At 55.6% G+C, this 22,494-nt stretch carries 24 protein-coding genes and 2 tRNA genes; 13 read left to right on the top strand and 13 right to left on the bottom strand.

From position 1 onward, the window contains the following. Positions 1 to 140 precede the first annotated feature (140 nt). From K7R23_RS19475 to K7R23_RS19450, 6 genes are all read left to right on the top strand, one after another. On the top strand, positions 141 to 1,040 hold the full coding sequence (locus tag K7R23_RS19475; RefSeq protein ID WP_012905660.1) for a LysR family transcriptional regulator: 900 nt from the start codon (positions 141 to 143) through the stop codon (positions 1,038 to 1,040). A gap of 135 nt (positions 1,041 to 1,175) precedes the next feature. Continuing rightward, positions 1,176 to 2,333, top strand: coding sequence for an alpha/beta hydrolase family protein (locus K7R23_RS19470; RefSeq protein WP_012905661.1), 1,158 nt, complete (start codon positions 1,176 to 1,178; stop codon positions 2,331 to 2,333). 26 nt (positions 2,334 to 2,359) lie between these two features. Further along, positions 2,360 to 3,280: a VOC family protein gene (locus K7R23_RS19465; RefSeq protein ID WP_012905662.1), complete on the top strand. Its 921-nt coding sequence runs from the start codon at positions 2,360 to 2,362 to the stop codon at positions 3,278 to 3,280. A gap of 2 nt (positions 3,281 to 3,282) precedes the next feature. Next, positions 3,283 to 3,648, top strand: coding sequence for a Rieske (2Fe-2S) protein (locus tag K7R23_RS19460; RefSeq protein WP_024132643.1), 366 nt, complete (start codon positions 3,283 to 3,285; stop codon positions 3,646 to 3,648). Next, positions 3,626 to 4,606, top strand: coding sequence for a fumarylacetoacetate hydrolase family protein (locus K7R23_RS19455; RefSeq protein ID WP_012905664.1), 981 nt, complete (start codon positions 3,626 to 3,628; stop codon positions 4,604 to 4,606). The genes K7R23_RS19460 and K7R23_RS19455 overlap by 23 nt, the downstream gene beginning before the upstream one ends. A gap of 14 nt (positions 4,607 to 4,620) precedes the next feature. After that, complete coding sequence (locus K7R23_RS19450) at positions 4,621 to 5,424, top strand: cyclase family protein (RefSeq protein ID WP_012905665.1); 804 nt, start codon at positions 4,621 to 4,623, stop codon at positions 5,422 to 5,424. Positions 5,425 to 5,475: 51 nt separating this feature from the next. Here K7R23_RS19450 and K7R23_RS19445 read toward each other — a convergent pair whose 3' ends face one another. From K7R23_RS19445 to mdtK, 4 genes are all read right to left on the bottom strand, one after another. After that, a complete protein-coding gene (locus K7R23_RS19445; RefSeq protein ID WP_012905666.1) occupies positions 5,476 to 6,366 on the bottom strand; it encodes a SphA family protein in 891 nt (296 codons plus the stop codon). A gap of 391 nt (positions 6,367 to 6,757) precedes the next feature. Then, positions 6,758 to 6,834: transfer RNA gene (locus K7R23_RS19440), tRNA-Val, on the bottom strand. Between the two features lie 11 nt (positions 6,835 to 6,845). Further along, a tRNA-Val gene (locus K7R23_RS19435) sits at positions 6,846 to 6,922 on the bottom strand. 151 nt (positions 6,923 to 7,073) lie between these two features. Further along, on the bottom strand, positions 7,074 to 8,447 hold the full coding sequence (mdtK, locus tag K7R23_RS19430) for an MdtK family multidrug efflux MATE transporter (RefSeq protein ID WP_012905667.1): 1,374 nt from the start codon (positions 8,445 to 8,447) through the stop codon (positions 7,074 to 7,076). Positions 8,448 to 8,663: 216 nt separating this feature from the next. Here mdtK and K7R23_RS19425 point away from each other — a divergent pair, with 216 nt between their 5' ends. Continuing rightward, positions 8,664 to 9,305, top strand: coding sequence for a riboflavin synthase (locus tag K7R23_RS19425; protein ID WP_012905668.1), 642 nt, complete (start codon positions 8,664 to 8,666; stop codon positions 9,303 to 9,305). Positions 9,306 to 9,341: 36 nt separating this feature from the next. On the opposite strand, the gene cfa is transcribed toward K7R23_RS19425, so the two are convergent. Then, positions 9,342 to 10,490: a cyclopropane fatty acyl phospholipid synthase gene (gene cfa / locus K7R23_RS19420; protein WP_012905669.1), complete on the bottom strand. Its 1,149-nt coding sequence runs from the start codon at positions 10,488 to 10,490 to the stop codon at positions 9,342 to 9,344. Between the two features lie 289 nt (positions 10,491 to 10,779). Next, a complete protein-coding gene (gene punC / locus K7R23_RS19415; RefSeq protein WP_012905670.1) occupies positions 10,780 to 11,985 on the bottom strand; it encodes a purine nucleoside transporter PunC in 1,206 nt (401 codons plus the stop codon). Between the two features lie 112 nt (positions 11,986 to 12,097). Between punC and punR the strand changes: the two genes are divergently transcribed. Continuing rightward, positions 12,098 to 13,030 carry a DNA-binding transcriptional activator PunR gene (gene punR, locus K7R23_RS19410; RefSeq protein ID WP_012905671.1) on the top strand — a complete coding sequence of 311 codons (933 nt, stop codon included), beginning with the start codon at positions 12,098 to 12,100 and terminating at the stop codon, positions 13,028 to 13,030. Here punR and purR read toward each other — a convergent pair. Next, positions 13,027 to 14,052, bottom strand: a complete 1,026-nt coding sequence (purR, locus tag K7R23_RS19405; RefSeq protein ID WP_012905672.1) for an HTH-type transcriptional repressor PurR — start codon at positions 14,050 to 14,052, stop codon at positions 13,027 to 13,029. The genes punR and purR overlap by 4 nt on opposite strands. Positions 14,053 to 14,345: 293 nt before the next feature. On the opposite strand from purR, the gene cydH reads away from it, so the two are divergent. Beyond that, a complete protein-coding gene (gene cydH, locus K7R23_RS19400) occupies positions 14,346 to 14,435 on the top strand; it encodes a cytochrome bd-I oxidase subunit CydH (RefSeq protein WP_148222080.1) in 90 nt (29 codons plus the stop codon). 165 nt (positions 14,436 to 14,600) lie between these two features. Continuing rightward, positions 14,601 to 15,767 (top strand): MFS transporter, encoded by a 1,167-nt coding sequence (locus K7R23_RS19395; RefSeq protein ID WP_012905674.1) that lies wholly within the window; start codon positions 14,601 to 14,603, stop codon positions 15,765 to 15,767. A gap of 72 nt (positions 15,768 to 15,839) precedes the next feature. On the opposite strand, the gene sodB is transcribed toward K7R23_RS19395, so the two are convergent. Continuing rightward, complete coding sequence (gene sodB, locus K7R23_RS19390) at positions 15,840 to 16,421, bottom strand: superoxide dismutase [Fe] (RefSeq protein ID WP_012905675.1); 582 nt, start codon at positions 16,419 to 16,421, stop codon at positions 15,840 to 15,842. Positions 16,422 to 16,546: 125 nt separating this feature from the next. Beyond that, positions 16,547 to 17,356: a C40 family peptidase gene (locus K7R23_RS19385; protein WP_012905676.1), complete on the bottom strand. Its 810-nt coding sequence runs from the start codon at positions 17,354 to 17,356 to the stop codon at positions 16,547 to 16,549. A 334-nt stretch (positions 17,357 to 17,690) separates the two neighbouring features. Here K7R23_RS19385 and K7R23_RS19380 point away from each other — a divergent pair, with 334 nt between their 5' ends. Continuing rightward, positions 17,691 to 18,038 carry a Grx4 family monothiol glutaredoxin gene (locus tag K7R23_RS19380; protein ID WP_012905677.1) on the top strand — a complete coding sequence of 116 codons (348 nt, stop codon included), beginning with the start codon at positions 17,691 to 17,693 and terminating at the stop codon, positions 18,036 to 18,038. Positions 18,039 to 18,151: 113 nt separating this feature from the next. Here the strand turns inward: K7R23_RS19380 and rnt are convergent, their stop codons facing one another. From rnt to K7R23_RS19360, 4 genes are all read right to left on the bottom strand, one after another. Beyond that, positions 18,152 to 18,796 carry a ribonuclease T gene (rnt, locus tag K7R23_RS19375; protein ID WP_012905678.1) on the bottom strand — a complete coding sequence of 215 codons (645 nt, stop codon included), beginning with the start codon at positions 18,794 to 18,796 and terminating at the stop codon, positions 18,152 to 18,154. Positions 18,797 to 18,897: 101 nt separating this feature from the next. Then, positions 18,898 to 19,305 carry a lactoylglutathione lyase gene (gene gloA / locus K7R23_RS19370; protein ID WP_012905679.1) on the bottom strand — a complete coding sequence of 136 codons (408 nt, stop codon included), beginning with the start codon at positions 19,303 to 19,305 and terminating at the stop codon, positions 18,898 to 18,900. Positions 19,306 to 19,395: 90 nt separating this feature from the next. Next, on the bottom strand, positions 19,396 to 20,493 hold the full coding sequence (gene nemA / locus K7R23_RS19365) for an alkene reductase (protein ID WP_012905680.1): 1,098 nt from the start codon (positions 20,491 to 20,493) through the stop codon (positions 19,396 to 19,398). A 57-nt stretch (positions 20,494 to 20,550) separates the two neighbouring features. Further along, complete coding sequence (locus K7R23_RS19360) at positions 20,551 to 21,150, bottom strand: TetR/AcrR family transcriptional regulator (protein ID WP_024132645.1); 600 nt, start codon at positions 21,148 to 21,150, stop codon at positions 20,551 to 20,553. Between the two features lie 102 nt (positions 21,151 to 21,252). Here K7R23_RS19360 and K7R23_RS19355 point away from each other — a divergent pair, with 102 nt between their 5' ends. Both K7R23_RS19355 and K7R23_RS19350 read left to right on the top strand, forming a co-directional pair. Continuing rightward, the gene (locus K7R23_RS19355) at positions 21,253 to 21,492 is read left to right on the top strand and encodes a DUF1289 domain-containing protein (RefSeq protein ID WP_024132646.1); all 240 of its coding nucleotides are present in this window, start codon (positions 21,253 to 21,255) and stop codon (positions 21,490 to 21,492) included. 49 nt (positions 21,493 to 21,541) lie between these two features. Continuing rightward, positions 21,542 to 22,438, top strand: a complete 897-nt coding sequence (locus tag K7R23_RS19350; RefSeq protein ID WP_012905682.1) for an aldo/keto reductase — start codon at positions 21,542 to 21,544, stop codon at positions 22,436 to 22,438. Positions 22,439 to 22,494 lie beyond the last annotated feature (56 nt).

The following is a 22,494-nucleotide window of genomic DNA, read 5'->3' as shown; positions in this document are numbered from 1 at the left end:
GGGAAGCAGCCACTAATCGCAAAGTAAGATGATCGCTATCGCAAAAAACAATATTGGTATTTATTAAGTGAATAAAAAGTTATCACAATGTTAATTTGTGGCTTTAGGATAGGCTAACACTCGTTACAGGCAGGATGAGTATGCGTTATCAACACCTCGATCTGAATTTACTGGTAGCTCTGGATGTGCTGCTGGATGAGCAGAACATTACCCGCGCCGCAGGCCGCCTGCATATGACCCAGTCTGCCACCAGCGGTGTGCTCAACCGGCTGCGTACCTATTTTGAAGACGATCTCCTGACGCAGGTTGGACGCAAAATGTTGCCTACGCCGCTGGCGCGGGAACTGCATCCTTCCGTTCAGGAAGTGCTGCTTAAAATTCAGACCTCCATTGCCAGAAGGCCCATTGATGAGCCTGCAACCAGCAAGCGCCACTTTCGCATCATGGCCTCCGATTATGTGATTAATATCATGTTAAAAGATGTGCTACAGGTGGTGCATCAGGAGGCGCCGAATATCACCTTTGCCTTTTTGTCGCCGGACCATCAGTCCCTCGGCATGTTAAACCGCGGCGAGCTCGACATGATGATAGCGCCGGAACGTTTTATGCCGGCAGACCAGCCCTCGGCTTTACTGTTTGAAGAGCAGTTTGTCTGCATGGCCTGGGAGGAGAATCCGGAAGTGGGTAACACGCTCACCCTTGATGACTGGCTGCGGCTGGGGCACGTTGCCGTCGAGTTTGGCCGCGAGCGTCAGCCGGGCCTGGAGGAGACGCTTTTTGCTGAATTCGGCCTTACCCGGCGGCTGGAGGTGGTGGCAAACAGCTATCATTCCTTGCCGCTCCTGCTGATGGGGACCTCGCGTATCGCCACCATGCATCGGCGGCTGGCGGCGCAGTATGCCCGCTATCTGCCGCTGCGTATTTTCCCGGTGCCGGTTGATCTTCCGGTGATGCGTGAATTTGTGAGCTGGCATCGCAGTCTTGATCGCGATCCAATATTTAACTGGTTGAAAGATAAAATTATCGCAGGCGCGATATAGCCCTTCATCTGATCTATTGCCTGAACTGATAGCAGGCATCCTGACATGTGATTGGTCGCAAACAGGCACGATGTGTGAAAGTGCCTGGGTGGCGGAAATTCCGCCACTGGCGATTGACCGTTGAAGGATACCGTTATGTTTCGTTATTTCCCCACTAATTATGTCTGGAACCTGTCGGTGGATCTTTCCATCGAGATGGGGGCGCGCATTGGCGAGATCGAAGAGATGTGCGCGCCGCTGCTGGCGGCCTCGGAGCACCCCGACGCGGAGGGCACTCGCGCTTTTCGTGAAATCTGGTCTGCGATGGCTGACAAACTTTGTGCGCTGGCGCAGGAAGATGAAGCCCGCGGCCAGCGCTTTTCCGCCGGTGAGAAATACCTGCGCGCCGCGAACTACTATCTTACCTGCGAACGCTTACAGGCCCACGGCACGCCCGGACGTGAGGCCTTGTATCGCCGTTTTCTGGAGGTCTTCAGCACAGGTTGCCGCTATAGCGGGGCCAATTGCCAGCGGGTTGAAATTCCCTATGAGGGAACGGTGCTTTCGGCGCTGTATGTTCGCGCGCAAGGCGCTGCCAGCCGCGCGCCGCTGCTGGTGCAGGTTAACGGTCTCGACTCCACCAAGGAGATGAAATATTTCGTCGGCTTACCGCAATGGCTGGCGAAACGCGGCGTTTCGTCGCTGGTGGTCGATCAACCGGGCAGCGGCGAAGCGTTGCGTTTACATAACCTGAAAGCGCGGTTTGACAGTGAACACTGGGCGTCGCGCATTGTTGACTGGCTGGAGCAGCAGCCGGAGGTCGACCCGGCGCGAATTGGCATGGAAGGGGTATCCCTCGGCGGCTATTTCTGCCCGCGAGCGGTGGCTTTCGAACCCCGCTTCGCCTGCGGCGTGGTATGGGGAGCCAACCACGACTGGCGTGATGTACAGAAACGTCGCCTTGAAAAGGAGGGCAGTTTTCCGGTGCCTCACTACTGGGAGCACGTTCGTTGGGTATGGGGCGGCGAGGATATTGAAAGCTTCCTGCGTATCGCCGAAGAGGTCCATCTCGACGGCATTCTCGATCGCATTCGCGTACCTTTTCTGGTCACGCATGGCGAGAAGGATTCGCAAATTCCCCTCAAATGGGCGCAACGCACTTACGACCAGATGGTCAACAGCCCGCGCCGGGAACTGAAAATTTTCACCGCACGCGAAGGTGGCGTTCAACACTCCAGCTTCGATAACTCCATTAATGCCGGTCATTACATTGCTGACTGGGTCGCGCAGACGCTTGGCGGCCGCGTGGCTTAACCTGTTTCAACCAGAGGGGAACAATCATGAATATTCTGGGTCCGGATTATCTGGTGTTTGGCGTTGATGATTTGCCAGGCTGTCGGCAATTCCTGACGGATTATGGCCTCACCGAGACGCAAAACGGCTATTTTCAGGGGCTGGATGGCACGGGCGTTCTGCTGCGCGAGCGCGACGATCCGTCACTTCCCGCGCCGCTGTCAAGCGGCAGCCAGCTTCGTGAGACCGTATACGGCGTCGCTGACGAAGCCACCCTGTCAGCCATTGCCGCTGAACTGTATAAAGACAGGGAAGTGCGTATCGATGATGACGGCGTACTGCACAGTCATGATGACATGGGTTTTGCCCTCGCTTTTCAGGTTTCCCGCCGCCAGCCTGTGAGTCTTAGCGCCGAAAAAATCAATGCCCCTGGCGATGACGACAGGCGTCCGGTCAACCATACCGGCGCCAGCGACACGATGGCCGCCGCGCCGCGCTCGCTCTCCCATGTGGTCTATTTTGTCCCGGACGCAGCCCGCGCCGAGGCGTTTTACCAGCGGCTTGGGTTTGTCTGTACCGACCGCTTTACGCATGTCGGGCCGTTTTTGCGCCCGGGCGGCACGCTGGATCATCACACGCTGTTTTTAATTCAGGCGCCGCCGTTTATGACCGGCATCGAACATTTCACCTTCCATATGGGCGGTCCAACCGAACTGTTGATGGCCGGCAGACGGTTTAGCGAAAAGGGCTACCAGTCTTTCTGGGGACCGGGTCGCCATAAGCTGGGCTCCAACTGGTTCTGGTATTTCAACAGTCCGCTGGGTTGCCACATTGAATATGATGCCGATATGGATCTTCATGACGATAGCTGGCAGCCACGCGAGATGATGCCAGGCGCGGATAACTCGCAATATTTCCTGCTCAAACTGCAGGAAAAATGGGCTCCGGGCCCGGATAACGCACGTTAATCATGCTGCTCCCTCTACCGTTATGCCACGTCGACAATCTGCGGGAAGGCGAGGCGCTGGGCTTTGATCCACAGCACACCGGGCAGGCCACCGTTTTTGCCATACGGTATCGCGATGAGATCTACCTCTGGCGTAACCATTGTCCGCATCTGGGTACGCCGCTGAACTGGCGTAAGAACGCGTTCTTTAACGCCAGCCGCGACAGGCTGGTCTGTTTTGCCCACGGCGCGTTATTTGAACCTGACAGCGGCGTGTGCGTGCAGGGGGCCTGTCTGGGGCAGCGGCTGACGCCGCTGGCCTGGGACATTTCGGCGGAGGGATGGCTACGACTCACGGAGTACGACGATGAAACTGGCAACACGGGATAACGGCGAACGCGACGGGCAACTGATGGTGGTGTCTCGCGACTTGCGCTGGATGGTAAGTGCTGACGGGATTGCCGCCACTCTGCAGGAGGCAATAGAACGCTGGGAAGCCATCGAACCGGCTTTGCAGGCCTGCTACCGGGCGCTGAACGCCGGGGAAATGCAAAACGCAGAACCTTTCAACGCTTCGCGCTTACTGGCGCCACTGCCTCGCGCCTGGCAATGGCTGGACGGCTCGGCCTTTCTCAGCCACGGAGAGCGTATGCAACAGGCGTTCAACCTGCCGCCTGTTGAAGGGGTGGAACAGATACCGCTGATGTACCAGGGCTGCGGCGATGATTTTCTCGGCGCGCAGCAGGACATTTATTGCGCCAACGCAGCCTGGGGGCTGGATTTTGAAGGGGAGTACGCCGTAGTGGTGGATGAGGTGCCGTCCGGCTGTGATGCCAGGGCGGCGCTCTCCCGGATTCGGCTGGTGCTGCAACTGAATGATATCAGCCTGCGCGCGCTGGCGCCGCGCGAAATGAAAACCGGCTTTGGCTTTATCCATGCCAAGCCCGCCAGCGCTTTCGCGCCCGTGGCCGTCACTCCGGATGAACTGGGAAACGCCTGGCGGGAAGGACGGATACATCTGCCGCTAACGGTACGCCGCAACGGCGAGTTTTTCGGTCAGCAGTCGGGAAGTGAAATGCACTTTCACTTTGGCGAACTGATCGCTCACGCCGCGCTAACCCGCCGTTTGCGCGCCGGAACGCTTATCGGCTCCGGCACCGTTTCTGGCTATGACCTGAGTAAAGGGGCCAGTTGCATAGCCGAAATTCGCGCCATCGAAACGATTGCCACAGGTGCGCCGCAGACCCCTTTCTTACAGGACGGCGATCGAGTGTTTATGGAAAGCCGCAGCGAAGAGGACAAGCCGCTTTTTGGCGCAATACAACAACGTGTAGTGATACCGTCTTAAACAGGAGTAGCGCTATGAATTTTTTATCCGGAAAACGTCTTATCGATCTCTCGGTGACGCTTGATAACAACCCCTGGACCGACCCGCCGCCGTTGTTGCCCAAAATTGACTATATCGATCACCAGCAGGGCTGGCCTGAAATGGCGGCGATGTTTCCCGGCCTGGAAAAGCAGCAGTTGCCGGGTCAGGAAGCCTGGGCCAGCGAAAAGCTGACCATTACGCCACATAACGGAACGCATATGGATGCGCCCTGGCACTACAGCTCGACAACCAACGGCGGTGAACCGGCATTCGGTATTGATGAATTACCGCTGGAGTGGTGTTTGCGCCCCGGGGTCAAACTCGATTTTCGCGAGGCGGCGGACGGCGCTATTCTGCAACCGCAGGATCTTAAAGAGGCGCTGCAGCGTATCGGATATACGCTCGCGCCGCTGGATATTGTGCTGATCAACACCGCTGCCGGTGCTTATTATGGCGAAGAGAGCTATCTGCAGCGCGGATGCGGTATTGGCCGGGCAGCCACGCTCTGGCTGCTGGAGCAGGGCGTCAGGGTAGTTGGCACCGACGCCTGGAGCTGGGATGCTCCCTTTAGCTTTACCCGCGAGCGTTTTCGCGAAACCGGCGACGCCGCCCTGATTTGGGAAGGACATAAGGCCGGGCGGGAGATCGCTTACGGCCAGATGGAGAAGCTGACCAATCTGCATCTGCTGCCCGACAGTGGATTCTGGGTCAGCTGTTTCCCTTACAAAATTAAACGGGCGTCGGCTGGCTTTACGCGCGCTGTGGCGATTGTAGAGGAGAGCATGAACGCTCAATGATGCGGGCAGGGAACAACGCGGAGCAGATAACGGCTCCGCGATTTGCCACGGTTAAAACGTAAAGAAGGTGTTCAGCCACAGTTGTGAAATATCAAGGGTATTTTTGCTATAGAGCGCCCGCTTCCAGGAGAAGTAGGCGCCATACTGCGGTGTACCCCAGCCAAACTGCGGGCCGAGGGTCACGGTCGCGATCCTGTTGCCCACCTTTTCCCCATGCAGCTCGTCATCGGTGATCTGGCTGTGCCAGAAACCACTCAGCCCAACAAAATAGTCATGTGCGAAGTAATAGTTCGCAGAGTACTCCAGATTGGTTTCAATACCTGACTGATAATCGGTATCCGGATTACGGGTGTTGTACACCACTTTCGCCAGTCCGCTGAGATCGACATCCGGGCTGGGAAACCAGGTCCATGCCCAGGATGTCTGTATCCCCCAGTAATTTCGCCCGACGTTAGCCAGCCGGTTTTTATCAAAGTCACCGGTAGGCGCGGTAACCAGCAGGGTAAAAATATCGTTATAGGGGCCCAAATGGCGGCCAAGGGAGGGACCGAAGGTGATATCGCCCAGGCCAGAGGCGACAGATTGATCCCGGTAATGCATATCCAGTTTAGTACGGGTATAAACCACGTTCGCTTCGAACCCCAGATCGCCGACGTCTAACCATTCCGGGTTGCTGACGTGCAGGAAGCGAAAGGCATGCGCTTGCGTTTTCATCGTCATGCCGAGGCCATTATCATGACCGTGATTGTCCCGCGCGCTAAACCCTTGCACGAAGGCGTTATAGTTGTAGAGATAATTCCCCGCCGGCATCAACATGCCTGGAAGCATAGATTGAACGCCAACAGGAACGACCGAACCGCCATTTTCCGTTGCCAGGGCAGGCAAAGATAAACTCATTGTCAGCGCGGCCACCAGCGGACGGGAAGTACGACAACCTCTCATTTTTATTCTCCAGCAGGAATTGAGTACTGGATAAAAATGTAGTGCCGCCGCACAGAGGAATTTATCGCGCTCAGTGATGGTCAGTATCAGCGCAGGCGATAGCTGGAAAGGCCGTTTAGTGGAAAATTTTACAAAACAGCCATATTTACATGCAAAATAGGGGGAATCTTCTTTCTGGAAGCCTATCGTCTACAGACTGCGCAGATGCGTTGCGTTATGCTGTGAGCGGTATTCCATTTCAGGGCCTGACTTTCTGCCGAACTGCGGGCTGAAACGGTCTTAGCCTGACGATAAAAATCGAATTGATTGAAAGATTATGGAACAGGCAAGGAAAACATCTTGTTTCGATAGAGAACAGGGAAAAGTCAGGAGTAATGAAGAGATAACGAAATGGTGCGTCCGAGTGGACTCGAACCACCGACCCCCACCATGTCAAGGTGGTGCTCTAACCAACTGAGCTACGGACGCACTGTATAAGATGGTGCGTTCAATTGGACTCGAACCAACGACCCCCACCATGTCAAGGTGGTGCTCTAACCAACTGAGCTATGAACGCAATGTTGTAGGTGACAACGGGGACGAATATTAGCGGCAGAGGCGTGATGAGGCAAGAGGGAAATCGTTATTTTCTTTCCAATTTTATTTGATTGCGGAGGAAGTGCGCAAACTGACGAGAGAATAGCCGCCAGAAGGCGGCTATTGCCGTTTTATCGCGCAGCGCGTTGCAGGATGATAGATGATGGCTGGCGTTGCAGGTAACGCATTCGCAGCATCATCATTATCGCCGCCGAAGTCAGGCCGATAATAAAGCCCATCCAGAATCCGGCGGGGCCCATACGATCCACCACCAGATCGGTCAGCGCAAGGATATAGCCGCTCGGTAGTCCCAATACCCAATAGGCAGTGAAGGTAATAAAGAAAATGGAGCGGGTATCTTTATAGCCGCGCAAAATCCCGCTGCCGATAACCTGTATCGAGTCTGAGATCTGATAAACCGCCGCCAGCAGCATCAGCTGTGCCGCCAGCGTGACCACCTGCGGATTATCGTTATAGAGCATGGCGATCTGCTCGCGTAGCGACACGGTAAAGATCGCGGTGATACACGCCATGCATACCCCCACGCCTAACCCGGTGCGCGCCGCGGTTTGCGCATCCAGCGTTGAACCCTGTCCCAGCCGGTAGCCCACGCGTATCGTCACCGCCGCGGCAAGCGACATCGGCAACACAAACATCAGCGAGCTGAAGTTAAGCGCAATCTGATGTCCCGCGACGTCGATAATACCCAGCGGCGACACCAGCAGCGCCACCACCGCAAACAGCGTGACCTCAAAGAACAGCGCCAGCGCAATTGGCAGGCCCAGCTGCACCAGCCGTTTCATCACCTCGCCGTCAGGCTTGCTGAAGCGCTCTGCGTTACGAATATCGCGCATGGAACGGGCGCGCTTGATCCAGAAGATCATGGCGACGAACATCACCCAGTAGACCGCCGCCGTGGCGACCCCGCAGCCGACGCCGCCAAGTTCCGGCATTCCGAAGTGACCATAAATAAAAATATAGTTCACCGGAATGTTAACCAGCAGGCCGATAAAACCCATTACCATACCGGGTTTGGTTTTCGCCAGCCCTTCGCACTGGTTACGCGCCACCTGGAAAAAAAGATATCCCGGCGCGCCCCACAACAGCGCGCGCAAATAGCCGACGGCTTTATCCGCCAGCGCAGGATCGATATTATGCATCGCGCGGATAATATATCCGGCGTTCCACAACACCAGCATAATGATGACGGAAACAAAGCCCGCCAGCCAGAACCCCTGGCGCACCTGATGCGCAATGCGCTCGCGTCGGCCAGAGCCGTTGAGCTGGGCGATAACCGGCGTCAGCGCCAGCAGCAGGCCGTGGCCGAAAAGAATGGCCGGTAGCCAGATTGAGGTGCCAATCGCGACGGCCGCCATGTCGGTGGCGCTGTAGCCGCCCGCCATCACGGTATCCACGAAACCCATCGCGGTTTGGGCGACTTGCGCAAGAATCACCGGTATTGCCAGAGCCAATAACTGACGCGCTTCACTCATATACTTCTGCACGTGAACACCTATCATTTTGTAGTTATAAGAGAGACTAAAAAAGCCGCCATCAAGGGCAGCAAAAAGAAGATGCGGGGAAATTTCAGTCTATTGTAGCGAGGAATGCATATTTCTCCAGCGAAAAAAAAGGACTGTGGGCGCTTCGCTGGCAACCTGATTTTTCTGCTGCTATTGTGGCAGGCAGAAATGGTTGAACTGAATTCGGGAGTGGCAGTTATGTTTACGGGTATTGTGCAGGGCACCGCCAGAGTGGTGTCGATTGATGAAAAACCAAATTTTCGCACCCATGTCGTGGAATTACCTGAATACATGCTGGATGGGCTGGAAACGGGCGCATCGGTCGCGCATAACGGCTGCTGCCTGACCGTGACCGAAATTAATGGCAATCGCATCAGTTTTGATCTGATGAAAGAAACGCTGCGTATTACCAATCTGGGCGACCTGAAAGTTGGCGACTGGGTTAACGTAGAGCGCGCGGCCAAATTCAGCGATGAAATTGGCGGACATCTGATGTCGGGGCACATTATGACCACGGCGGAAGTGGCGAAAATTTTAACTTCCGAAAACAATCGCCAGATATGGTTTAAAGTGCAGAATCCTGTGCTGATGAAATATATTCTCTACAAAGGCTTTATTGGTATTGATGGCATCAGCCTGACGGTAGGCGAGGTGACCGCCACGCGCTTTTGCGTGCACCTGATTCCGGAAACCCTTGAGCGTACGACGCTGGGTAAGAAAAAACTCGGCGCGCGGGTGAATATTGAAATTGATCCGCAAACCCAGGCGGTGGTGGATACCGTTGAGCGCGTGCTGGCGGCGCGTGAAGCGGCAATAGTGAAGCCCGCGAGCGAAGCGTAAAGAAAAGTCCCGGTAACGAAACCGGGACTTTTTCATTTAGCGAGCGACGCGCAGGCCGTTTTCGACGCCGCGTGTGAACACCACCTGCCAGAGCTGGATGTCACGGGCGCGAAACGCCCCCGCGCAGGCATTGAGATAATAGGTGAACATCCGTTTGAAACGCTCGCTGTAGTTATCCGCAATTTGCGGCCACGCGGCGAGGAAGCGTTCATACCAGGCCATCAGCGTCGTGTCATAATCGGCGCCGAAGTTGTGCCAGTCTTCCATCACAAAGTGGGATTCGCTGGCGGAGGCGATCTGGCGAACCGAGGGCAGACAGCCGTTAGGGAAGATGTATTTATTGATCCACGGATCGACATTATTATCGGTTTTTTTCGAACCGATGGTATGCAGCAGAAAGATCCCATCCGCTTTTAAATTACGGTCCACCACCTCAAAATAGGTGTTGTAGTTTTTCGGCCCGACATGTTCAAACATGCCCACCGACACAATCCGGTCAAACTGATCGCGTAAATCGCGGTAGTCCTCAAGCAGAATAGAGACATCCAGACCGGCACAGCGCGCCTGCGCCATTTTTTGCTGCTCGGCTGAAATCGTCACGCCGACGACGCTGACGTCGAAATTTGTCGCCATATACTGCGCCAGACCGCCCCAGCCGCAGCCAATATCAAGCACCCGCATTCCCGGACGTAGCTGTAATTTTTCGCAGATTAGTTGCAGTTTGGCCTGCTGCGCGGCTTCAAGCGAATCAGCATCCTTCCAGTATGCGCAGGAGTACTGCATATACGGGTCGAGCATACGGCTAAAGAGGTCGTTGCCGAGATCGTAATGTTCTTTACCGACGATCCAGGCGCGTTTTTTTGATTGTAAATTAAACAGGCGGGCGCCAGCGATGCGGAGGGTGTCTTTGAAATGATGGGGAAGCTGATTTTCAAGGCCGGCGCGCAATACTTTGCTAAAAAACATGTCCAGTCGATCGCATTCCCACCAGCCATCCATATAACTTTCACCCAGCCCCAGCGATCCCTCCTGCAAGACACGTTTAAAAAATCCTGGGTTATTAACGTGAATGTCCGAAGGGGCGGAGCCGTTAATGGCAATGCCAGCGCGGCTTAATAATTCGTTAGCGATACGGTACCAGTCATCATCTGGTACATTGATTTCTTCTATACACGATGAACTCATAGCTTCTCCATCACTGGTCGGTGATCAGAACCTTAAAACAGCGTAGACGCTTTTTGGCTTTGTGAGAAATCTCACGGAAGTATTCCGCGAGCCTATAATCCGACGTAGAACAGAGGAAGGGAGGAACCCTTGCCGAAAGGCCATCCGTGGGGAAGCGGGAACGCTCCGGTTCCCGTTAACACATAATTATTATCGTATTTTTACTAACTGGAATTGAGTATAGGCCTCAAAAACCAATCATACAACCAAAAATTGTTAGCGAACTAATTGATTAGGTTGAGTTGGTATATCAATGCGTTTCCCCATGAGCAATCCCGTCGCTGTCATGCGATTGTCTGGCAACGCGTGGCTGAGATTGCATTTTGTAACCCAGCAAAGCCAGCAGTACCGTTGTCAGCATTACGCTGGTGGTGGTCAGTAGCGGCGTGCTGATTAGCCCGGAGACGACGAGGCTTGCAAGAAAGCACAGACCCAGCTGCAACGTGTTCTGTAAAGCCGCTGCGCGCCCGGTGGCCTGCGGGAACGGACGTAACGCCTGGGCGACCACAATCGGGTAGATCGCGCCGTTGGCGATTGCCATCACGCAGAAGGGGATAAGAATCTCCGTCAGCGTGACGTGACTGAGGAAGCTTGCCCCCCATGTGGCGATGACGCTCAGGGCGTAGAGCGCCAGCAGCCACGGCAGCATTTGTTGCCCCTGCCATTTTTGCAGCGCAGCGCGACAGCCATACCCGCCAATGAGAAACGCGATGGTCTGAGGAACATAGCTCAGGCCGATGATGGCCGGGGTATAGCCCATCGCGTTAAGGATAAACGGCGAGCCGGTAAGCCAGGCAAAAAAGCTGGCGGAACAGGCGGCGTAGATCAGCACGTTCCCGCGATAGCTCCTGGTGCGCAGTAACGTGGCGAAAGTCAGTTTATGTTCGCTGTCACTGCGCGCTTTTTGCGCTGGCCTGAGACGCAGAGCAGGCAGCATTAGCACCAGCGTGATAGCAAACAGAGTGGCGAAAATCGCCTGCCAGCTAAAGTGGGTGAGGATCCAGCTGCCCAGCAGCGGCGCCAGCGCAGGGGAGAGCCCCACCAGCGGCATGATGGTGGCGAAAATGCGGTTAATTTTTTGCGACGGATAATAATCCGTCACCAGCGCCTGCCAGATAACGGATGCGGCGCAAACCCCCACCGCCTGAATAAAGCGCAGCGCCAGTAAGGCGGCGGCGCTCTCCACCCACAGCATCCCCAGACTGCCAAGAGCGAAAATAGCTAATCCCAACAGCAGTACCGGTTTACGTCCATAGCGATCGGAAAGCGGTCCCCACAGCAGCTGCGCCACGGCAAAGCCGGCCAAAAACAGACTGAGGCTGGCGCTGACCGCGGAAGCGGACGTTTGCAGGTCACTCTGAATGGCGGCGAAGGCAGGGAGATACATATCCGTTGCCAGAAATCCCAGCACGCTAAGGCCCGCCAGCCAGACTAAAAACCCTTTTCCTGGTTGCATAGTTGTTCTCTTATTTTTAATGAAAAACTCTGGCGCAGAGTGTAGGGAGTGTCTTTTACCTTGTGAAACGGTAATATTTGCTTATTGCGTTCAAAAATTTTGCAGGCAGATTATGTGGTCAGAATACGCGCTGGAAGTGGTGGATGCGGTGGCGCGCAACGGGAGTTTCAGTTCGGCAGCGCAAGAGTTGCACCGGGTGCCTTCGGCGGTAAGCTATACGGTACGTCAACTGGAAGAGTGGCTGGCGGTGCCGCTGTTTGAGCGGCGGCACCGGGATGTGGCGCTGACGCCTGCCGGCGTATGGTTTTTAAAAGAAGGGCGTTCTGTTATCAAAAAAATGCAGGACACCCGTCGGCAGTGTCAGCAAATTGCTAACGGCTGGCGCGGGCAGTTGCCGATCGCGGTGGACAATATTGTTCGGCCTGAGCGCACCGGGCAGATGATCGTCGATTTCTATCGCCACTTCGACGATGTGGAGCTGCTGGTGTTTCAGGAGGTCTTTAACGGCGTCTGGGATGCGCTCTCTGACGGCAGGGTGGAACTCGCCATCGGCGCGACCCGCGCCATTCCGGTAGGGGGACGCTACGCCTTTCGGGATATGGGGATGCTGAGCTGGAGCTGCGTGGTCGCCAGCCATCACCCCCTGGCGGCGATGGCTGGACCGATAAGCGATGACACGCTGCGAAACTGGCCCTCGCTGGTGCTGGAAGATACCTCGCGCAATTTGCCTAAACGGGTAACGTGGCTGCTGGACAATCAGAGGCGGGTGGTGGTGCCGGACTGGGATTCGTCCGCCACCTGCATCAGTGCCGGACTCTGTATCGGCATGGTGCCGACCCACTTTGCCAAACCGCATCTTAACGCGGGACGATGGGTGGCGCTTGAGCTGGAAAATCCCTTCCCGGACGCCGCCTGCTGTCTGACCTGGCAGCAAAATGATATGTCGCCCGCGCTGGCGTGGCTGCTGGAATATCTGGGAGACAGCGAAACGCTGAACCGGGAGTGGCTGCGGGAGCCTGATGAGACGCCCGCAGAGAAGGCTTAGCGGCGATAGTCGCGGAACGGGCCGTCGGCCACCGAACGACGCTCAATCAGGCGCGGATGCACCTCTATTGACTGCGACTCCTCACGCTTGTTGACGATGCGGTCCAGCAGCATATTAAAGGCCGTTTCACCCAGCGAATCTTTTGGCTGGTGGATAGTGGTCAATGCCGGGGTAAAGAAGCGGGCGTTGCGCACGTTGTCATAGCCAATCAGCGACACATCCTGCGGAACGCGCAGGCCCATTTCGTCAGCGGCGCAGAGCGCACCCATTGCCATGATGTCGCCGCCGCAAAATACTGCCGTCGGGCGATGCGACTGCGACAGGATCTGCTGCATGGCGCGATAGCCGGACTCGGGTTCAAAATCGCCCTGCACAATCCAGTTTTCCGGCACTTTAATCAGCGCCTCTTCCATCGCTTTCATAAAGCCGGCCAGGCGGCCCGCGCCGGTGTTGCGCTCCAGCGGACCCGGAATTACGCCGATTTCACGATGTCCGCGCTCCACCAGGTAGCGACCCGCCATATAACCGCCCTCAAAGGCGTTATCGATCACCGAGTCGGTAAAGTCGGCTTTCGCTTCGCCCCAGTCCATCACCACCATAGGGATATGGCGATACTCCTCCAGCATTGCGAGCAGGGGATCGGGATACTCAGAGCACATCACCAGCAGACCGTCGACGCGCTTCTGCGCCATCATCGACAGATAGGCGCGCTGTTTTTCCAGGTTGTTCCAGGCGTTGCCGAGGATCAGGGTGTAGCCTTTCTGGAAGCAGTTTTTTTCCACCGCTTCAATAATTTCGGCAAAATACGCGGCTTCGCTGCTGGTCGCCAGCAGGCCAATGGATTTGGTGTGATTCACCTTCAGGCTGCGGGCAACGGCGCTGGGGGAATAGTGCAATTCTTTGATTGCCGCCCACACCGCGTTACGCGTTTCCTCTGCAACGAAACGCGTTTTATTGATTACGTGTGATACGGTTGTAGTGGAAACGTTTGCTCGCTTCGCTACATCTTTAATGGTTGCCATTACATCTCACTCCAGACCCTGCCTGAACATTAAATACGCTAAGTAATCGTTTGCCTTTACACACCCCGATCGCAACATCAGGGTTGCGGCACGCCGGGAAAACGACACGGAACGTCAGGAAGGGGTCAATGGCCGGTACGCTAAACAAGTAAGCGTCGAATTTTGGCTGATCTTAACGAAAAGGGGAAGTGTTAAAAACAGATATCACTCTAAAACATGGGAGATTTTTACCGTCAAGTGTGCAAAAATGCGCTATATCACTTTTTGTGTGGGTATAAAAAGGAGAAAACTTGATGAGCACCGATCTGAAATTTTCATTAATCACCACGTTTATTGTTCTGGCCCTGATTGTTGCGGGTGGTTTAACCGCAGCGCTGCACTGATTCATCGCTGAGGGGGCGGTTGCTCCCTCACGCTCGCCGCTATTGTTATCGGTTTTGCAAAAGTCTTTTGTAAAATTGTAAACTTCTCTTTTTTTGTGATTAGCATCATACTTTTGACTTTCCTTAGCATCGCGAATAAACGCGGACAGGCGGAGTCATTACCGTATGAAAATAAATTATCCCTTACTGGCGCTGGCCATTGGCGCATTCGGTATCGGTACGACTGAATTCTCTCCAATGGGCTTATTGCCGGTTATTGCCCGCGGCGTCGATGTGTCGATACCCGCAGCAGGGATGCTGATCAGCGCTTACGCCGTTGGGGTGATGGTCGGCGCGCCGCTCATGACGCTGCTGCTTTCGCACCGTGGCCGCCGTAATGCCTTGATCTTTCTGATGGCTATCTTCACGCTGGGGAACGTGCTTTCCGCTATCGCGCCTGATTACGCCACGCTGATGCTGTCCCGCATCCTCACCAGCCTCAACCACGGCGCATTTTTCGGCCTCGGTTCCGTTGTCGCCGCAAGCGTGGTGCCAAAGCACAAGCAGGCGAGCGCGGTCGCCACTATGTTTATGGGGCTGACCATCGCCAACATTGGCGGCGTGCCGGCGGCAACCTGGCTTGGGGAAACCATTGGCTGGCGCATGTCGTTTATTGCGACCGCCGGACTGGGGGTGATCGCCATAGTGAGCCTGTTTTTCTCCTTGCCGAAAGGCGGCGCCGGTACGCGTCCGGAGGTGAAAAAAGAGCTGGCTGTGCTGATGCGCCCGCAGGTGCTGTCGGCATTACTGACCACGGTGCTGGGCGCCGGCGCTATGTTCACGCTTTATACTTATATCGCGCCGGTATTGCACAGCATCACCCATGCCACGCCAGCGTTTGTCACCGGGATGCTGGTGCTGATTGGCGTTGGCTTCTCTATCGGCAACTATCTTGGCGGTAAACTGGCCGATCGCTCGGTTAACGGCACGCTGAAAGGCTTTCTGCTGTTGCTGATGGTGATTATGCTGGCGATCCCGTTCCTTGCGCGCAATGAACTGGGGGCGGCCATTAGTATGGTGGTCTGGGGGGCGGCAACCTTTGCGGTCGTGCCGCCGCTGCAAATGCGCGTGATGCGTGTGGCGCACGAAGCGCCGGGCCTGTCGTCCTCGGTCAACATTGGCGCCTTTAATCTCGGTAACGCGCTGGGCGCCGCCGCGGGCGGGGCGGTGATTTCCGGGGGGCTGGGCTACAGTTTCGTGCCGGTAATGGGGGCGATTGTCGCCGGGCTGGCGTTACTGCTGGTGTTTGTCTCGGCGAGAAAACAGCCTCAGCCAGAGTGCGTCGCCAGCTAAAATAAAAAGCCGGATGGCGGCAATTGCCCCGTCCGGCCTGTATTCACGCCCGATGCGCGGGCGTTGAGGCAGTTACGCGGCGAAGTTCTTCGCTACAAACGCCCAGTTAACCAGCGCCCAGAAATTTTCCAGATAACCCGGACGCGCATTGCGATAGTCAATGTAATAGGCGTGTTCCCATACGTCGACCGTCAGCAGCGGCGTGGCGTCGGTGGTCAGCGGCGTACCGGCGTTTGAGGTGGAGACGATCGCCAGCTTGCCGTCTTTTCCTTTGACCAGCCAGGTCCAGCCAGAACCGAAATTCTTGATTGCGGCATCGGTAAACTGTGCTTTGAAGTCGGCGAAGCTGCCGAAAGAGGCGACTATCGCATCAGCCAGCTCACCCGTCGGTTCTCCCCCGGCGTTCGGCGCCAGGCAGTTCCAGTAGAACGTGTGGTTCCAGACCTGCGCGGCGTTATTAAACACGCCGCCGTCGGCGCTACGCACGATCTCTTCCAGCGACTTGCCTTCAAACGCAGTGCCTTTGATCAGGTTGTTCAGGTTAGTGACATAGGTCTGATGGTGTTTGCCATAGTGATATTCCAGCGTTTCAGCGGAAATATGCGGTGCAAGCGCATCTTTGGCATACGGTAATGCAGGTAATTCAAACGACATTGCTTCTCTCCTTATTATTTATAGTGCAGCGCACAATAACCTTATTGTACGTAAGGATAGGGTAGCAAATTGAAAGGTGTGACAAAAGAAGAACTTACCCTGTTGTAACACAACAGGGCAAAATTTTAACGGATGGTTTTCGGCGTCATTACCCGCCGGGCGCCGACGTAGTGGCGCTGCCAGTAATCTTCGCTCAGCGAGGTGATCTGAATTTCACGGCCGGTGCGCGGTGACTGAATAAATTTGCCGTTACCGACGTAAACGCCAACGTGATCGGCAGTACCTCGTCCCTGAGTGCGGAAAAAGACCAGATCGCCGTTTTTCAGCTCGTCGCGTTTGATCGGCGCCGCATCGCGCAGGTGATACATTTCATTTGCCGTGCGTGGAATCGGGAACTTAACAAGATCCTTGTAGGCGTAATAGACCAGACCGCTGCAATCGAACCCGGTACGCGGTGACGCGCCGCCCCAGCGATAAGGCTTGCCTATCTGGCTCATCAGCTTATTCATCGCCGTGCGGGTCGCTTTCTGCACCTTTATTTTATGCGCATCAGCAAGGGTGGCATTCGCGGCGCTTTTCACTTTTATACATTTCGGCTTACGGTCTTTACGCGGCGTGCATTTTTCCGTCCAGCTTACGGCGGCTGTCTTTGCGACGGTAGTTTTACTCCGGCGGCTGGCGGTTCGGGAAGTCCTGGCGGCGGTGGCGATGCGTTTTTTACTGGAAGAAGCGGAGTGTGATGCGGTTTTGCGTGTGGTTTTCTTTGTCTTTTTGGCTGTTGCAGTGCTTCTTTTTTTCGGGTCTGCGACTTTCTTATTGTGCGAAACATCAGATGTTGCCCTGGCCTGCCGGGAGGCATTAGCCACGGACATAAAAGGAATAGTGATAAATAACAAAGCACAGAGCGTGATGGAGAGTCGGTTTATCCGCGCCACTGAGCATTCCTCGGTTAAGGCAGGTGCAGTCATACCTGCGGGTGATTTACAAAGCCTGATGATTCTAATCTATAGAAATAGAGAAAGTTAATAGCTTTTATTGTTAAAAATAGTGTTTCGTTATTAAGTGCAAAAAAATTCAGCAGCCAAAGCGAAATCTGCGCCTTCGGTCAGCCGCCTGACGAAAAGCGCGAACTGAAGAGATATTTGCGATGCAACTTAATCCCTCAGACGATAAAATAGTAAAGCGTGATAAAAATGTTATTTTCCGATGTCGGCCTGACCCGCTACAATGTCTGCCGATTGCCGTAAAAGAAGTTAAGGAAGCAAGACAATGACCACCACTATCGAAAAAATCCAGCGCCAGATCGCTGAAAACCCAATCCTGCTGTACATGAAAGGATCGCCAAAACTGCCGAGCTGCGGCTTCTCTGCCCAGGCTGTGCAGGCGCTTTCCGCCTGTGGTGAGCGTTTTGCCTATGTCGATATTCTGCAGAATCCGGACATTCGCGCTGAGCTGCCGAAATATGCCAACTGGCCGACCTTCCCGCAGCTGTGGGTTGACGGCGAACTGGTCGGCGGCTGCGACATTTTGATTGAAATGTATCAGCGCGGTGAATTACAACAGCTGATCAAAGAGACAGCGGCGAAATACAAAACGGAAGAGTCCGGTAACGAGTAATCGTCCGGGCGGACAGCCCAGGCGTATCCGGCCTGCGCGTTGTACGCCAGAGATTAACCGTTATCTGGCGACAGAAAAAAAGCGACCGAAGGGTCGCTTTTTTATCGCCTGCGTTACGCCTCCGGCGTCGCCAGCGGCCAGCCGCCGAGTCGCTTCCAGCGGTTTACGATCTCGCAAAACAGTACGGCGGTGCGTTCGGTATCATACAGCGCCGAATGGGCCTGGGTGCCGTCAAATTCCATGCCTGCCGCCAGACATGCTTTGGAGAGCACCGTCTGGCCCAGCGCCAGCCCGCTCAGGGCGGCGGTATCAAAGGTGACGAACGGGTGGAAAGGGTTGCGCTTCAGTGAGGCGCGCTCCGCCGCGGCCATCATAAAGCTGTGATCGAACGTGGCGTTATGCGCCACCATAATCGCGCGGTTGCAGCCGTTGTCTTTGATCCCTTTTCGCACCATTTTAAAAATAGCGTGCAGGGCGTCATATTCGCTTACCGCGCCGCGCAGCGGGTTGTTCGGGTCGATGCCGTTAAACGCCAGCGCTTCCGGCTGCAGATTCGCCCCTTCAAACGGTTCGACGTGGAAGTGCAGGGTAGTGTCCGGCATCAGCCAGCCTTGTTCATCCATTTTCAGCGTGATGGCGGCTATTTCAAGCAGCGCATCGGTTCTGGCGTTAAATCCGGCCGTTTCAACATCAATAACGACGGGATAAAAACCACGAAAACGGTCGCACAGACCGGTAAGTTGAGCGTTATCGGACATCAGGGTCTCTTAAATACGGAAAAAATGCAGCGCGTAGTATGCCAAAAAAAGCGCTTCGATGCAGTAAAACAACGGGCGCAGAGCTCTGCGCCCGGCGGGGATTAGTTACCCAGGCCGCGACCAGCGTCTTTTTCTTCGATCAGTTCGATTTTGTAACCGTCCGGATCTTCAACGAAGGCAATTACCGTGGTGCCGCCTTTTACCGGACCGGCTTCGCGGGTGACGTTGCCGCCGTTCTGGCGAATGCGCTCGCAGGCCTGCGCGGCGTTGTCGACGCTCAGGGCGATATGGCCGTAAGCGGTGCCCAGCTCGTATTTATCCACGCCCCAGTTATAGGTCAGCTCAATGACCGCTTCCTGGCTTTCTTCGCCGTAGCCGACGAAAGCCAGTGAGTACTTGTACTCCGGGTTTTCACTGGTGCGCAGGAGTTTCATGCCCAGCACGTTAGTGTAAAAATCGATGGAGCGCTGCAGATCGCCAACGCGCAGCATGGTGTGAAGTAGACGCATTGCTTATCCCCTTAAAAATGGTGAATACATTCAAAAAGTTGTTTTAGTATAGCGGCGTTTTTGCGCCGCTATCAATGAAGGAATGCGTCGTTACAGCGTCGGGTAATCGGTGTAACCTTCCGCGCCGCCGCCGTAGAAGCTTTCGCTGCGCTGCGGGTTAAGTTCGGCTTTACGCTGCAGACGGGCAACAAGATCCGGGTTGGCAATGTAATCGCGACCAAAGGCCACGGCATCGATCAGACCTTTCTCAATCAGGGCTTCCGCTTTTTCGCGGGTATAGGCGCCAGCGCCGATAATCGACCCCGGGAAGCGCGCGCGCACTTTTTCGCGGAAGGCTTCAGTGTACGGTGTACCGCCGGCCCAGTCCGGCTCCGACATGTGCAGATAAGCAATGCCGCGCTTAGCCAGCTCTTCAATCAGATACAGGGCGTCAGCTTCCTCATTCGGGCCGTTATCGACGTTCTGGAAGGTGCCGACAGGGGAGACGCGGATACCGATGCGATCGGCGCCCCATTCTTTAATCCCGGCATCCACCACTTCCAGCACCAGCCGCGCGCGGTTCTCTACGCTGCCGCCATAGCAATCGGTGCGATGGTTAGAAGACGGAGAAAGGAACTGGTGCAGCAGATAGCCGTGGGCGGAATGCAGTTCCACCATATCAAAACCGGCTTCGCGGGCATTGGCGATCGCCTGGCGGAAATCGTTAACGATGCCAGGAATTTCTTCTGTTTTCAGCGCGCGCGGCATCGAGGTTTCGACGCGGATCGCATTGCCGTTTTCATCGCGCAGGGAGGTGCGCGTACCGGCGCTGATGGCGGAAGCGGAAACCGGCGACTGGCCGCCCGGCTGCAGGCTGGCGTGGGAGATACGCCCGGTGTGCCACAGCTGGACCGCGATATGGCCATTCTCCGCATGTACGCCGTCAGTGATTTTTTTCCACGCGGCGATCTGTTCTTCACTGTGCAGACCCGGCGCGCCCGCATAGCCTTTCGCCTGCGCGGAAATTTGCGTCGCTTCGCTAATGATAAGCCCGGCGCTGGCGCGCTGACGGTAGTATTCCGCCATTAACGGCGTCGGGATATCGCCTGGCTCAATGCTGCGCAGGCGCGTCAGCGGGGCCATGAAGATACGGTTTGGGGCGGTGATCGCGCCCACTTTCAGTGGGGTAAATAGTTTTTCAGATGACATAGTGGCTCCAGTTATGAATAGACCGGTCGTCTAGTAATGAAATAAATAAAACGCCCGTTATCGGTCGGGCGCGGCAATGATGGTCTGAACATGCGCCAGCGCGTTTTCGAGCGGTGCGGCGCTGCGTGAAATCTTGGCCTGCAAATTGGCGCCGAGCCATAGCGCATACAGGATCTGCGCCTGTTGCAACGGTTCGCCGACAAATGACAGACAGCGGGCAGCGCGGCCTTTTTCCAGCGCCTGCGCCAGAAGGGCGATGATCCCGCGGGCGCCGTTGTCCATGGCGGTACGCATATCTTCCGAAAGATCGCACACTTCGGCAGAGAGTTTGACCGTCAGACAGCCGCTGATCGTGCCCTGCTGGCAAAACTGATTCAGGGTCTCCTGATAGTAAGCCAGAATGCGGTCACGATAATTTCCACTGCCGCTGGCGAAATGCTGCGCCAGCCGCTGATGATAACCGGCAAAATAGCGCTCCAGCATCGCGACGCCGAAGGCTTCTTTTGAGCGAAAGTAGTGATAAAACGACCCTTTAGGCACTTCGGCGGTTTTCAGCATTTCGCTCAGCCCCATGCCAGTAAAGCCGCGTTGCATACACAGGCTCTCGCCGGTCGCCAGTAACTGTTCGCGGGTGTCGTAGTCAGTTTGCTTGTTCATGGTAAAGGAGTGTAATAGACCAGTCGGTCTAATGCAAGTCGGGTTGCCAGAAAGCCGGTTTACGTCTTCAATAGGGGAACAGGTTAATGATGAGGAGGGGATGTGGCAGAACAATTAGAATTTTTCCCCGTCCAGAGTCCGTGCCGCGGGATCTGTCAGAGCGATGAGCGGGGCTATTGCCGCGGCTGTTTTCGCAGCCGCGAAGAACGCTTCAACTGGCAAAAGATGAGCGACGGCGAGAAACAAGAGGTGTTGCGGCTATGCCGTCAGCGCCTGCTGCGTAAATTACGCGCAAACAAACCTGCCGGGCCGGAAGAACCTCAACAGCCTTCACTCTTTTAAGCGGCTAATTGTATATACTCGGGGCAGTTTATTTCACGAGGAAACGGTTATGGTTCAGCGTATTACTATTGCGCCGCAAGGCCCGGAATTTTCCCGCTTTGTGATGGGGTACTGGCGGCTGATGGACTGGAATATGTCCTCCCGCGAACTGGTCAGCTTTATTGAACAGCATCTGGATTTGGGCGTCACCACCGTGGATCATGCCGATATTTACGGCGGCTATCTGTGTGAAGCGGCGTTTGGCGACGCGCTGAAGCTGGCGCCGCACCTGCGGGAGCGGCTGCAGATCGTCACGAAATGCGGCATCGCCACCACCGCGCGCCCGGAAAACGCGCTTGGGCACTACATTACCGATCGCGACCATATCGTAAAAAGCGCCGAACAGTCGCTGGTGAATCTCGCCACCGATCGCCTGGACCTGCTGTTGATCCATCGTCCTGACCCCTTAATGGACGCCGATGAGGTGGCGGAGGCCTTCCAGCATCTTCATCAGAGCGGGAAAGTGCGCCACTTTGGCGTCTCTAACTTTACCCCGGCGCAGTTTTCGCTGTTGCAGTCGCGCCTGCCGTTTACGCTGGCGACCAATCAGGTTGAAATTTCACCGGTTCATCAGCCGCTGCTGCTGGACGGCACCCTCGATCAGCTTCAGCAATTACGTATCCGTCCGATGGCGTGGTCCTGCCTCGGCGGCGGGCGTCTGTTTAACGACGATGCCTTCCAGCCGCTGCGTAATGAACTGGCGGTCGTGGCGGAAGAGTTAAACGCGCCGTCTATCGAGCAGGTGGTTTACGCCTGGATACTCCGTCTGCCGTCGCAGCCGCTGCCGATCGTCGGTTCCGGGAAAATTGAGCGCGTGCGTGCGGCAGTGGGAGCCGAAGCGCTGCAAATGAGCCGTCAGCAGTGGTTCCGCATTCGTAAAGCCGCGCTGGGGTATGACGTGCCGTAATCGCAAAATCGGGGATCTGCCGTTCAAAATTGTGTCACTGGTTTACACTTAAGCCT

It is taken from the genome of Citrobacter rodentium NBRC 105723 = DSM 16636, from assembly GCF_021278985.1.
GTDB lineage: Bacteria > Pseudomonadota > Gammaproteobacteria > Enterobacterales > Enterobacteriaceae > Citrobacter_A > Citrobacter_A rodentium.
Note: the sequence above shows the minus strand (reverse complement) of the source record. Positions and strands in the feature narration are given on the sequence as shown.